Origin of the sequence: Schaalia vaccimaxillae DSM 15804, assembly GCF_000420425.1 — a bacterium.
Taxonomy (GTDB): Bacteria; Actinomycetota; Actinomycetes; order Actinomycetales; family Actinomycetaceae; genus Pauljensenia; species Pauljensenia vaccimaxillae.
In genome coordinates this window covers 145,115-158,801 of the sequence record NZ_ATUX01000005.1, presented here as the reverse complement: position 1 = coordinate 158,801, position 13,687 = coordinate 145,115, and the positions used below count along the sequence as shown (strand labels likewise).

The 13,687-nt window shown below is 58.4% G+C and carries 8 protein-coding genes; 4 read left to right on the top strand and 4 right to left on the bottom strand.

Going from position 1 to position 13,687, the window contains the following annotated elements; genetic code table 11:
- Nucleotides 1–41 precede the first annotated feature (41 nt).
- The 3 genes from G439_RS0100770 to G439_RS0100760 all read right to left on the bottom strand — a co-directional run bounded on the left by G439_RS0100770 (nt 42) and on the right by G439_RS0100760 (nt 3,219).
- Complete coding sequence (locus G439_RS0100770; protein ID WP_022867286.1) at nt 42–899, bottom strand: carbohydrate ABC transporter permease; 858 nt, start codon at nt 897–899, stop codon at nt 42–44.
- Nucleotides 896–1,837, bottom strand: a complete 942-nt coding sequence (locus G439_RS0100765) for a carbohydrate ABC transporter permease (RefSeq protein WP_022867285.1) — start codon at nt 1,835–1,837, stop codon at nt 896–898. Before G439_RS0100765 ends, G439_RS0100770 begins: the two co-directional genes overlap by 4 nt.
- A 65-nt stretch (nt 1,838–1,902) precedes the next feature.
- The gene (locus G439_RS0100760) at nt 1,903–3,219 is read right to left on the bottom strand and encodes an ABC transporter substrate-binding protein (RefSeq protein WP_026459247.1); all 1,317 of its coding nucleotides are present in this window, start codon (nt 3,217–3,219) and stop codon (nt 1,903–1,905) included.
- Nucleotides 3,220–3,549: 330 nt separating this feature from the next.
- On the opposite strand from G439_RS0100760, the gene G439_RS10620 reads away from it, so the two are divergent.
- The 4 genes from G439_RS10620 to G439_RS0100740 all read left to right on the top strand — a co-directional run bounded on the left by G439_RS10620 (nt 3,550) and on the right by G439_RS0100740 (nt 10,859).
- Nucleotides 3,550–6,234, top strand: a complete 2,685-nt coding sequence (locus G439_RS10620) for an alpha-L-rhamnosidase (protein WP_022867283.1) — start codon at nt 3,550–3,552, stop codon at nt 6,232–6,234.
- Between the two features lie 56 nt (nt 6,235–6,290).
- The gene (locus G439_RS0100750) at nt 6,291–8,264 is read left to right on the top strand and encodes an alpha-L-rhamnosidase C-terminal domain-containing protein (RefSeq protein ID WP_131333460.1); all 1,974 of its coding nucleotides are present in this window, start codon (nt 6,291–6,293) and stop codon (nt 8,262–8,264) included.
- Nucleotides 8,265–8,352: 88 nt separating this feature from the next.
- The gene (locus tag G439_RS10615) at nt 8,353–9,468 is read left to right on the top strand and encodes a class II aldolase/adducin family protein (protein ID WP_022867281.1); all 1,116 of its coding nucleotides are present in this window, start codon (nt 8,353–8,355) and stop codon (nt 9,466–9,468) included.
- A 137-nt stretch (nt 9,469–9,605) separates the two neighbouring features.
- Nucleotides 9,606–10,859: an ATP-binding protein gene (locus tag G439_RS0100740; protein ID WP_022867280.1), complete on the top strand. Its 1,254-nt coding sequence runs from the start codon at nt 9,606–9,608 to the stop codon at nt 10,857–10,859.
- Nucleotides 10,860–11,140: 281 nt separating this feature from the next.
- Here G439_RS0100740 and G439_RS10610 read toward each other — a convergent pair whose 3' ends face one another.
- Nucleotides 11,141–13,678 carry a hypothetical protein gene (locus tag G439_RS10610; protein ID WP_022867279.1) on the bottom strand — a complete coding sequence of 846 codons (2,538 nt, stop codon included), beginning with the start codon at nt 13,676–13,678 and terminating at the stop codon, nt 11,141–11,143.
- Between the last annotated feature and the right edge of the window lie 9 nt (nt 13,679–13,687).

Below are 13,687 nucleotides of genomic sequence, written 5' to 3'. Positions count from 1 at the left end.
TCTCCTCTTCCATCCCGAACGTATTCGGGAACCAAAACGACTTAGCCCTTCACTGCTCCAGCCGTCATGCCTTCTTGAATCTGACGGTTGAAGAACATGAACATAATGAGCGGGGGGATCGTAATCAATAGGACATCCATGAATAGGAGGTTCCATTGATTCAAGCCCTGCGATTGGAAATTGTAGAGCGTCAATTGAACAGTTTCATTTCCCGCTCCTGGCAAGAAATACAGGGCGTAGGTGAAGTCGTTGAACACAGACACTGCCTGAACCACAACGACCGTGACAATAGTTGATCGAAGCAGCGGGAAGATCACCGTAAAGAACAGACGAAGGGGACCCGCACCATCGATTACAGCAGCCTCGTCAAGCTCTTTGGGAATGGTGGCAACGAAGGCACGGAACAGCATGATGCAGAATGACAAACCAAACGCGACATGTACGGCAATTAAACCGGCCAATGACTTGTATAAACCGATCCCGTCAAGCACCCAAATAGTCGGCACGACGGCCGGAGGAATGATCAGGCCCATCATCACAAAGAGGTTAATGACCGGGTTCCACTTCGACTTACGTCGCTGCAAGACGTATCCGACCATCGCACCCAGGACTACTTGGATAGCAACAGCAGCAACAGTGACAATCGCCGAGTTAATGAAGGCTCGGATAATCACATAGTCCTGGGTTGCGATGACCGTTTTAAAGTTCTCAACAAACGCCCATTCTGTGGGCAAAGAGAAGTCAAGCAGCGAGGCTTCCTTCTGAGTTTTTGAAGCCGTCAGGACGATGAAGACAAACGGGACGATAAAAACGACAACACTAACCAGGATCGCAACGATCCCAGGGATCAGGCCTTTTTTCGTTTTCTTATTTTCGGAGACTGTGACTGCGGCGCTCATTGGTTATCCGCCTTTCGATTCAGCCAGATGTTCAGTGGGATCACGATGAGCGCAATCACCAGGAACAGGACGACGTTTCCAGCGGTGGATAGACCGTAGAACCCAGCTTGGTATTGCTTGTAAATGACTGATGCGATGACGTCAGAGGAGAATCCAGGGCCGCCCCGCGTCATCGTCCAGATGAGATCAAAGGAACGCAAACCACCAATGAGAGACAAGATAATGACGGTAACTGTGGCTGGCCGAGACAGAGGCAAAGTGATGTTTTTGAAGATTTCCCAAGATCCGGCGCCATCCATCTTGGCGGCTTCCACGTAGTCTTTCGGGATTGCGACGATGCCAGCAATGTAGATAACAGTCGCGAGGCCAACGCCTTTCCACACGTCAACGCCGGCCACAGAAAAAAGGGCGAGATTCGGGTTAGTTAACCAGCCGGGTCCGTCAATACCAATGACCGACAAAACTCTGTTGACGAGGCCGTCTTGGGGATCAAGGAGAACCTTCCACGTGACGCCCACACCGATGGTGGAGACGAGTACGGGGAAGAAGACAACGGACCGTAGGTAGTTGCGTCCGAACACTTGCGACGTGAGCAGAACCGCGAGGGCGAGGCCGAGGACGACCTTTGCTGCCGAGGTAATGAACGCGTAGATGAAGGTATTAATAAAGCCTTTTACTAGCGCTGGCTCTTTGAAGAATTGGACGAAATTATCGAGTCCAATGAAGTCCATCTCGAAGAGAGTCCAGCGGTTCAGCGAGAAGTAGAAAGACGCAAGCGTAGGGATGAGGAAGAGGACGATAAAGAAAATTCCCGCAGGGATGTGGAAATACAGCGGGTAATAGCTATCAAGCTTGGATCCCCGGCGCTTCTTCGTTTTCGTCTTTCCTGCTATTGGTTCTGGCTGTATCGGTGCCGATGTTGGGGTGGTCGTTGTCATTTTTCCTCCAGTGCCGCGAGCCGGGGCCGACCGGCTGGGTACGGCCCCGGCGCATCAGACATGGGTCACCAGCCCTCGATACCGAGTTGCTGGGCCTGCTTCTGGACATCCTGGTCGTACAGGGCAGCGCCCTCTGCGGCCGAGGAGATACCGGATCCCACCTGAACGGTGATCTGCTCAAGCGACGGACCCTTGATGGGTGAGAGGAACTCAAGTGCGAGACCCGTATCGCCCTCTTCGAAGTAAGGAGCCATATCGCCAACCATCTGAGTGGCGGTATCGGGAAGTTCGCAGTCGCTGTTCACGAAGGGCCCACCAACGGTGATAGCCGATCCCACGACAGCGCACGCCTCAGAGGTGGCGAGCCAGTCGAGCAGCTTGTAGACGGCTTCGAGCTGGGCGCCTTCAGTGGTCTTGGGGATGTACATGCCGTTGGGAGTACCAATGGTCAAAGTAGTATTCGCAGCATCATCTGCGGGGATGGGGAACACACCAAGGGAGGCGTCGGCCTCGGGGTAGTTGGCGCCGATGGTCGCAGAAACGTTGGAGGTGAGCATCGGGTAATGGGCGGCTGTGCCTTCGGCAAGCATGCGTACACCGTCATCATAGGTGGCTGACGCATAGTCAGCGTTCATGTAGCCGGCCTCGAAAATATCCTGCATGTGCTGGAAGCCGGCCAGCGCGGGCTCGTCAGCGTACTTCGCTTTGTTGTGGGTGTACTTGTCTGCCCATTCAGGATCTGCAGCAAGGACGTTCGCGGCATCACCTAGGACTGGGACCTGAGAGGTCCAGGTATCCGAGTAGGTCTGGACGACTGGATCTTTTCCAGCAGCCTTGATCTTTTCGTTGTTCGCCATGAACTCATCCCAGGATTTAGGGATCTCAAGGTTGAGTTCCTTGTAAATGTCCTTGTTGTAGATCATGCCGAAGCCAAACGAGACTCCGACGGGCAGGCCGTAGAGGCCATTCTCGGTCGAAGCCGCCTGCTTCCAGTTGTCGTTCGTCTTCGAGACCCATGCCTGGTCGGACAGATCGATCAAAGTCTTGTCGGGACTCAGGGCTTTGAGCAGGGATCCGGAGTTGTACCAAAACACGTCGTTCATATCGCCGTTAGCCAGACGAGTCTTGACGAGGTTGTCACCTTCAGAACCCGTGGGGTGGGTTTCGTAGGAGAGTTGAATATCGGTGTGCGACGAATTGAAGGACTCAAGGAGGGCGTCCCAAAGGGCGATCGACGAGGGATCTGAGTCAATGTAAATCGACAGGTTTGCGACACCGTCTGCGGAGGCACCGGAGTTGCCATTGTTGGAGCAAGCCGCCAGTCCCATGGTTCCAATGAGTGCAGCTGCAGTAAACACTGCGGCTGATTTACGAATTCTCATGCTGTCTTCCTCGTGCGTTAGGGGGCTGACACCGTCCCTCCATTGGGACGGCGCGAGCATGAAGTTGAAGCGCTTCATTGCATTTGTACGATAGGATCGTTTTTCCTTCGCGTCAAGAGATCTCACTATTTTGTTTCTCCGTTGTGATCAGAACGCAAAAGATTGCTTCTTTTCGCTCAATTGCAACAAATAATAAGCATCTAAACCAAGAAGAACAGATGGCTGAACTCGGGAAACCCTTGCACAATTCTAATCAAAGCGCTTCAATAAAAAATGAACAACTGACCGTCCCTGCAAAGAAGCACTGGGACCCATTCGAGGAGCTGCAAGATGAACCTGCCCACTGAAGAATCCTCAGACCACACAGTCCATATCGAATCCCTAACATCACGATTCAATGAGTCCCTCATCGGCACACCATTGGCTCCTACCGGCCTGACTTGGACAGTTAACGCTACCTCTGGTTCAACGCATCAAGTCGGGTACCAAATTCGCCACCGCTCCAATGACTCCGAGTGGACACTCGAGGAACCCATTGCCTCGGCCCAATCACTCGACGTTGCAGCTCCAGCCGGCACCTTCATTGCCCGCGAGCGCCGCGACTACAGCGTCCGCATCGCCACCGAACAGGGGTGGTCTAATTGGTCTGATCCTCTTCGCATCGAAGCCGGCCTCGACACCAAATCCCTAACAGCCCGAGTGATCGGCATCGATTCTGAGCTCGAAGGCCCCACCGCCATCCTGCGCAAGACGTTCTCACTCGACTTCACGCCAGTGCGAGCGCGCCTCTACCTCTCCGCCCTCGGACTGGTAAGTCCGCGCATCAACGGAGAAGCCGCCTCAGACGCTCACCTCACCCCCGGCTGGACTGAATACGACACCCGCATCCTCGTCGACACATACGATGTCACCGACCTTATCCACGTCGGCGATAACGCCATTTCACTGACTGTCGCCGACGGCTGGTACCGCGGCCGCATGGGGTTTGCGTCGCGCACCGAAATCTACGGTGACCGTTCCGGCGCCATCGCCCAACTCGAAATTTTCGCCGAAGATGGCTCTTCGGTCACCATTGAAACCGACGAAAGCTGGACCGGTGGCTTTGGTCAGATTCGCTCCGCTTCCATCTACGACGGTTCCCTCATTGATCTGCGGATTGACGGAGCCGACGCTTCAACCCCCGAATTCGATGACACGCAGTGGATGCCCGTACAGATCATCGACCAAGACCTCTCTGTCTTCGAGCCTCGCCCCACGCCCCCTGTGCGAGTCGTTGACGAATTCGACATGCATGTTCTGTCCGGAGATCCCAAGGACGCATCCCAGCCTGTCGTTTTGGATGCCACTCAAAATATTTCCGGCTGGGTTGCTCTCACTGTCAAGGGTGCACCCGGCGCACAGGTCGTGGTGCGTCACGCTGAGGTCCTCGAACCTGACGGCAGCCTCCACACTGCATCCCTTCGCAGCGCAAAAGCCACCGATACCTACATTCTGGGCGAAGACGGGGAAGTCACCCTAGAGCCAGCCTTCACTTTCCACGGGTTCCGCTACGCGGATGTGACCGGCCCGGTCGAAATCGTCTCAGCTACGGCGGTAGCAATCTCCTCAGATTTGACCCGCCGTGCCCTCTTCTCCAGCTCGCACGCCACCCTCGACCGTTTCCATGAGAACGTCGTGTGGTCCCAGCTCGACAACTTCGTGTCCATCCCCACCGACTGCCCCCAGCGAGATGAGCGCCTCGGTTGGACTGGTGACGCACAGGCTTTTGCCGCCACCGCCAACACACTCTTCGACGCAGAATCCTTCTGGGCATCGTGGATGCGTGACGTCGAAATTTCCCAGGACGAGGACGGAGCCGTTGCCTCTCTGGTCCCTAATATTTTGACTGACGACGTCTCCATGGGTGGAGAAAAGATCAACCATATGGGACGTGCCGGTTGGGCCGACGCCGCCACCATCGTGCCGTGGTCCACCTACGTCTCCACCGGATCCACTCGAATCCTGTCGGATCAGCTCGACTCAATGCGTCGGTGGGTCGATCACCTCAAGAACCGTGCAGGTCATGAGGTGTTACTACCCGAAGAACCCTTCCAATACGGCGACTGGCTTGACCCCGACGCTCCGGCAGCACAACCGTGGAATGCGAAGACCCCAGCTCTGTTCGTGGCGAATTGCTTCTACGTTGAATCCGCTCGCATCCTTGCGCGTGCCGAGAAAATCCTTGGCAACGAGGACGAAGCCCAAGCTCGTGAAGAACTAGCCAACCGCGTCGCCGACGCCGTGTGGCAACGCTGGTCCCAGGACGCTCACCGCACTCAGACAGGCGCAGCAATGTGTCTCGAGTTCGGAATCGTGCCCGTGGCGGAGAGGGCCGCCCTCGTTGAGTCGCTCGCCGATGAGGTGCGACGCGAAAAGGGCCGTATTGCCACTGGATTCCTGGGAACTCCTCTGGTGCTCTTCGCTCTTAGCCACAGCGGAAAGTGGGAAGAGGCGTACATGATGCTGCTGCGTCGCGATGCCCCATCCTGGCTATACCAGGTGGACCGAGGAGCCACTACCGTGTGGGAACGCTGGGACGCTATCAAGCCTGACGGATCCATCCATGCAGGTGAAATGGAGGACGACGAGGGAGGCATGATCTCCTTCAACCACTACGCCTACGGCGCGGTCATTGACTGGGTGTACCGCAACGTTGCTGGCCTCGAACCTGTGGAACCCGGCTACCGCACTGTACGCGTTGGTCCACGCCCCTCATCGGCTCTAACTCAAGCAAAAGCCGCAATCGACACCGGTTACGGAGCCTTGGCAATCGACTGGAAGGTCCAAGAAACAGGCGATCTTGAAGTTGCGCTGACAGTCCCATTCGGTGTGACAGCAATGCTTGACCTGCCGGTGACCGCTGAATCGACTGTCTGCGTGAATGGCGACGAAGCTCCCGAAAGCGTCAGCCATGGCGAATATCGAATCACCGTGACGAAGCCTTCGGTTGTCGAAGTCAACGCACCTGCATCGTGACTACACCGCCGTCGCTAAGTCGAGCCGACATTCTGAATCTTTGCCCCCTCCCCCTGTTGAGCTTGCGTAGCCAGGAAGAGGGGGCGTCAGACCAGCACACTGACCAGTCAGCACTGCAATGGTTCTATCCGCGTGCCCAGTTTGCGCGCGGAGCCCTACAGGAGATGGTCACCGAAAGCGATCGGACAATGAAGCACGTGTGCTATCCGGTCAACGCGGTCCTTCCTGAAAGATCTGCCCAGTTCCGGATCAGTGGTCACGGCGGCGCCATACTGGCGGCCAGCACTGGGACTGTGCGTGATGTGGGCGGGAGGGTCGTAGAAGTTGGGGACAATCTTGTGGCCGGTTCCGAGGCAGTTCTGACAGTCGAGGCGGCCAGTGGCCCCTGTGCAATTGCTCTGTCTGGTCAAACTGAGACAGTCAGAGTCGAGACACGCCTGCTTGGAACATCGTGGGAGCTTGCAGATCAGCGTTTAGGGTCGTCCGTGCCCCCGCATACAGCCCGGGAGCCAGTCAACCCTATTGAGTTGGCCCCGCAAGGTGACGGCCTTTTCTTGGCTCCCTTGCCGGTAATGGGACAGGTTGTCATTGAATGCTCGCCGGATAGCGCCCCTGTATTGACCGTTGGCGAATCGAAAGCTGAAGCCCTAGCGGCCCCTGCTGCTGGCGAAGCACGCACAGACCTTGTCGAAGACTCTCCGGGACGTTGGGTTTCACGTCATCGCCTTGCTGTTCTCTACGCGCATGCCGAAGGCGCAGGCATTGAATCAATTCAGGTTTTGGCTCATACGCGCCGGTTCCCTCGCCGCGGAGCCTTCGTCTGCTCCGACCCCGAGTTGACGCGTATGTGGACGGTAGCCGCGACAACCTTGGGAACCGTCATGCAGACGCTGGTTGTTGACGGTATTAAACGTGATCGCGTCCCATGGCTGACTGACAATGCTTCGGCAATTTTGCCCAACGCCTACGCTTTTGGGGATCGTCAGATCATTCGCGATGGGATCAATGCCCTGCTGCGTTCGCGCCGTGGGTATGCCAATGGCATCGCTGACTACACGCTGTGGGGAATATTCGCTCTTTCACTGGTCCTTGACCATTTTGATGATGTCGAGTTCTTGCGCGAGGTCGAGCCCGACCTACGATCGGTGATGAACGGTCTGATGGAATGCGCCGGCGAAGACGGACTACTGCGCACCGTCAAGGACCAGCACTCTTTCCCAGAGTCCGGTCCCGGTGGAGTCTTCTTAGACTGGGGAGTAACGCTGGATCCCCAACGAGTCTCCACCGCATTTCAAGCCTTGTGGTTCGCAGCTCTCAATGCGGCCAGCCGCGTCGTCGCTGCCTGCGGCTCGGTTCCCGATCCGCAGTGGGAGCAGTGCTCCCACACCGTGTCTTCAACCTTGTCCGCTCTTGCCTGGGATCCCATGAAACAAGCTTGGCGTGAGTACGTCGATGGTGTTTCTGCACCCGTACCTCTTGCGAACACCCTAGCGACTCTGGCCTCCTTGCCCCACGATAGCGACGACATTGGTGTTCTGACGCAGATTTTGGCGACGGCCTCGGGCACGCCCTCGATGCGGGCATGGTCGCTGCGGGCGGCTGCGCATCTGGGTGCACGAACCGAGACTCTTGCGCAGATGCTGCATCTGTGGGGGTCGATGCTCGGTCCCGATACTGCAACCTTCTGGGAAGAGTTCGACCTCGACGGTAAGTCGTCGACGGAAATGTATGGACGGCCTTTCGGTAAGTCTCTGTGCCACGGTTGGTCGTCCGGACCCGCAGAACTGTTACCGTCATTGGTGCTGGGGGCTACTCCCCTGTCTCCAGGGTGGCGCGAATTCACAGTCGATCCGCTCCTGGGTGAACTGGAGTGGGCGTCTGCCGTAATTCCGACAGCAACTGGAGACATCTGCGTTGTAGCTACGCATAACCGGCTTGATGTCGACATCCCCGAAGGAGTCGAGCTTGTGTTCAATGGTGAGCGATTCACCGGAGTGGCCCATATTGACTTAACTACGCAGAATCGTTGATTTCATTGAGAACATTGACAGCCCCCTCATCTTTTCCTAGCCTTTAACTGAAACGTTTCATACTCTTCAAGGAAGAAGGGATGCCCCGATGTCCGACATCACCGCCCAACTCATCCGCGCCGCCAACGAAATCGGCGGAGACACCGAATTCTCCCGCGCCGGTGGAGGCAACGCCTCGGTCAAGGTCGACGGCATTCTCCACATCAAGCCCTCAGGCGTCCCCCTGGCTACCCTCGCCGCCGAAGACCTCGTGCCCCTCAAAATTGACGTGCTGCTCGACGCTCTCCACTCCGACGAAGAGGTCGAAGGTGACCCCGTGCGCGTTGCCGCCGAAAAGGCCCGAGTAGGTGAGGATGACGGCCGCCGTCCCTCCGTGGAAATCCTCTTCCATGCACTCATCCCAGAGCCCCTAGTCCTGCACCTGCACCCGTTGACCGCTAACGCCCTGACCTGCAACGAGGACGGGCCCGCCCTCGCCCGCGAAATCCTGGGCGATGACGCTGTGTGGGTCGACTACATCGACCCGGGTGTGCCGCTGGCTCGCGGCGTTGAGGATGCTCGCAATGCGCACGCCGAGCGCACCGGCAAGCCTGCCCCGGGAATTGTGCTGCTCGGCAACCACGGCATCATTGTTTCGGGCAACACCTACGACGAGGTCGCCAAACGCGTCCACTTCGTCACCGACAAGATTCGCGCCGCCATCGAAGCTTCCCCAGCCCATGTTGAACCCGCTCACCCCGTAGTCGCGGACGTCGACGCACTGGTTGAAGCTTTCCGCGTCGCCGTCGGAGCAGAAGCAGCCGCGGTTTCTTGCGACGGTTTGGCTCGCAACGCCTCATCAGCTGAGGCCGGGCCTGTTTCCCAGGGCCCCCTCATTCCAGACCAGATTGTTTACTCCGGTTCTTTCCCGGTCGTTTTGGATGGCACCGAAAGCAATGTGGAGGTGGCTTCCAAGGTTCACGGATTTGAAACTGCACGTGGCCGTAAGCCGATCGTCGCTGTGGTTCCGGGGGCCTTGGTGATTGCAACTGCTGATTCACAGTCAAGCGCTGACAATGCGCTGGCTATCTACACGGATGCGTTGCGCGTGGCCGCGGATGCTGATCGTTTGGGCACGGTTCGGGTCATGGATGAGCGCGAGCGTCACTTCATTGAGAACTGGGAAGCCGAAGCGTACCGGAAGTCCATTGCGAAGAAGGGCTGACCCTTTTCGATCACGTGTGGGGGTGGGGAGGCTTAGCCTCCCCACCCCCACACGCTGGCAAAATACAACTCGCGAACGGTAGCGTAGGCAACTCGCAAACGGTAGCGTAGGCAACTCGCAAACGGTAGCGTAGCCCTATGGAATACCTTGTCCGAACAGTCGATCATTTACTCGATGAACTGCTGCCCGAAGTTGCTGCTATCGCGATTGACGGCCCCAAAGGCGTTGGTAAAACCGCCACGGCACGACGACGAGCGTCCGCTGAATGGCAACTGGATGACCCAGCGCAACGCGATATCGCGCGAGCCGATTTCCAACTCGCAACAGCACCGGAGGGAACGCTTCTGATCGACGAGTGGCAGCTCCTGCCCCAAGTCTGGGATTCGGTTCGTCGGCGAGTCGACGCAGGAGCGAAGCCGGGCAGCTACCTCCTGACCGGCTCAGCAACTCCCATGAACGCGGCTGGCACTCATTCGGGAGCGGGTCGAATCCTCTCCCTGCGCATGCGACCGATGGCCCTGCACGAGCGAGGGATCACCCAGCCCACCGTCTCCCTATCGGATCTGCTGATGGGACGCGTCGGAAGCATCAGCGGGCTTTCCTCATTCGCGTTGAGCGACTATATCGCCGCGATCATCGCCAGCGGGTTTCCGGGCATAACGCGAACCGCACCGCGACTCCGCCGACAGATGTTGGACTCCTACATTCAACGGATCATCGACCGAGATCTTCCTGATCAAGGCTTCGAGGTACGCCGACCGGAGACCCTACGCCGATGGCTTGCGGCATACGCCGCAGCCTCCTCAACCACAACGGCATATTCCAAGCTCCTCGATGCTGCAACAGGTGGAGACGGCTCCCAACCAGCTAAAACGACGACGCTCGCCTATCGGGAGCACTTGAGCGAACTGTGGCTTCTGGATCCCGTCCCCGGCTGGATCCCGGCGAACAACCCCATCAAGAGGCTGCAACAGGCGCCCAAGCACCAGCTCGCCGACCCCGCACTCGCCGCCAGGCTCCTCGGACTGACGGAGGTCAGTCTGTCCGGGCCTTCCGGAGCGCACATGCTCGGCCCCCTGTTTGAGTCCCTCGTATGCCTCGGCGTTCGTGTCGCTGCACACGCTGCAGATGCGCGCGTGAGTCACCTCCGTTTGACGGGAGGAGATCGCGAGATTGACCTCATCGTCGAGGGCCCCGACGGGCAAGTGCTCGCCATCGAGGTCAAGCTAGCGGGTGCAGTCGAAGACTCGGACGTTAGGCATCTGCTGTGGCTTCGCAAGCAGATCCCCGATCAAGTCGTCGACCTCGTCATCATCAATACGGGCCCCAGCGCCTATCGACGCCCCGACGGCGTTGCGGTGGTCCCCCTGGCCCTGCTAGGGGATGTCTGATGATGAATGTGGCACTGTTCTGAAGGCTTGTGATGGTGTCTCGGTTTCAGCGCTCTCGGATGTGCAGTACTCATCTCTCGAGGAAATGTTGGCCCATTCGCACACTGTCCAATCACACACGATCACCTTCGCCCATACTCTTGAAGACAGCACGCCCACAAAACAATAAATCAGGTAGGAGAGCCATTTTTCAGAAACGCACAACCCTCTCGATCACCATGTGGGGGTGGGGAGGCGTTGCCTCCCCACCCCCACACACAGCGCTTACGCGCGCGTTTCCATCATGCCCGACGACGAATCAGCACGATTCCGGATCCGAGTGCGACTGCAAACACCCCGAGCAGGACGGTCGCATTTGTTCCCGTCACAGCCAGACGCTTATCCGTACCCCCTGCTCTCCCTAATGCCGTTGCACCGCGCGACTCAGATCCAGCCGCACTGACGGTCTGCGAATCTGAAGCTCCGGTCGTCTTCGCCGTCACTCGGAGCCCTGCACGCGCGAGTTCTGCCCCATCGGCACCAGCGGCAACCACCGTGTGATCTCCGGTTGCGAAATCCATGGGTACATCCCACTTCAGGGTGATAACTCCATCCGCAGATGCGGTCACAACGCCGACCACCAGGGGATCCGAATGAACCGTCAGTGTGATCCGGGCATCGGGCTCGAACCCCGATCCGGTGATCATCACGGCTCCGCCCTGCTCAACGACCGAAGACGAGACCTCCAGCAACGGTTCTGGTTCAGTGGAGGAGTCAAGGACAACGACGCGGATGGTCGCCAGATTCGAGATCGTCGTGAAAGGCTCTTCTCCACCCGAACGCGTCGACGACACTCGAGCGGTGATGTCGTAGGTCCCAGCCTGGGCGAAAGTATGAGTCAGTCGAGCCGATCCTGAGGTGCCCGTCAATACCCTCAGATCGGACCACTCACCCCTGCCCGTGATATCCCAGTCGATTCCAGTAAGATTCCCGGCTCCGACCGGCATCTGCGCAAGTACCTCGAAGGTAAGGGAGTCGCCGGCTCTCACCTGGAATCGGCGTTCGGCGATCTGTTCCCCACCGACAGCCGTCAGAGAGACGACGGGTTGGATGCCCCTGCGTGATGAGTCCTTAGGCACCTGCACTTGTCCGTCAGTGACCGTGTAGACACTTGACGCGGGAGGCTCGATCCCCTCCTCCACCCAAGCCGCCAGATCCTTCAGCGCCCTACGCACCATCGGATCGTGGGGCACGACCCGGGCGGTCTTCGCTCCGACGACTTCGCCCTCCAGGTGGTCGGCATTCTCGTTGTAATAGATACGCAGGCGATCAGAGACGTCTCCTGGGCCAGTTGCGGTTGTGATCCGCTTCGCGTACCAGTCTGCGTGCCAGGGGAACGCGTCAACGTCCTGGAGATTCGAGACCAGGATCACTTTGCCGTTGAACACTCCGGAGTACGCGGCTCCACCGGAGATATTGCGCGCCATCATGCCCGGGATACTTAGCGCCCGTTGGGGGTACAAGGGCTCCCCTGCGTCATCGCGCAGGAAATCGTAGGGCTCAAATCCCTGACCGGAGGCAGGAATCTGGTGGCGGTAGTAGGAGCGCAATGCGATGTTCCACCTGTTATCGGCGTCGATCTTCGCCCCCACCCGCAGGGCTTGAAGCAGCGCTTCCTCATTGCTATCCATCAGCGTGATAACACCGGAGCTGGCATCGATCGCACCCTGGATGGCACCGAGCTGTGCCCCTGCGCCGTCCAGGACATTCAGCTCGACGCCCTCGGTGGACGCTCCTGCCGGGAATCCGCGGACGTTCAACGACGTCACCGTCCCGTTCTCGTCTCGCTCGATTCCCGTCACTTCGAGGACTGCATCGACCAGCGCCGCGCGGACGGCGTCTCCGAGGGGGGAATCCTCGGTTCCGAGGTATCCCGCTTCAGCCCAGAAATCATCGACGTATGTCGGATCAAGCGCCTGGACGAGACCTCCAAAGCCCAGTCCCCCGTCGTCGAAGGACTGGGCGAGAAGATACTCGGGCATATCCCAGCCTGACAGGGGAACCCCGAGCGCCGTGATCTCCTTGAGCATCGCGGCGGAGGCCTCATCAAGACTGCTGTACGGGTCCTCGCCGCTGATAACGGCATTCGAGATCGCTTGGGCGTCATCGGCGAGAATGAGTCTCGCCATGGCTCTCATGAAAAAGTTGTTGGGGATGGAAGTTGCGTTTCCCATGACGATGGGGACAGACCCATCCCAGACCCCCGTTGTGTTCTCGGTTCCGCCGATGGTCTGATACGAGCCGCCACTCGGGCCGTAGAGATAACCATGGATGGACGCGGCCTCAACATCGTAGTAGTCGGCTGCGAGGTCACGGGACAGCTTCGCCGCAGCCGCGAGGTGCCGGTATCCAGCCTGGCCAGTAGCCTGCACAGTGTAAGCGCCGGCTTCAGCGCCGAAGGCAATCGCGTCATCGGTGAGTACTTCACCGGTCACAGGGTGGGTGTACTGGAAGAAACGCCCTTGCCACCCCTGAGCGGGGAAGACGAAGGTGAAGCGATTAGAGGTGCCTTCGAAGTGACCGGTGATGACACGCCCGCTGATCGGAGTATCACGGTCCTCCATCGAGTCGATGACAGGAGTCGCATAGGCGTCATCCGTACAGGATGCGGTGATGATCAGTGCCCCCTGAGGGTTCGTCTGGCATGGTCCGTCTTCGCCCGCTGGCAGGCCGTCGTCGGCGAGTGTGGGACCAGAACCGAGTGTCAGCAATGCGGCCAGGAGTGCGCTGGCGGCACCAGCGCGAACCCCTCGACCGGGGTCAGAGTTTCTCAGAAACATATTCCTCCT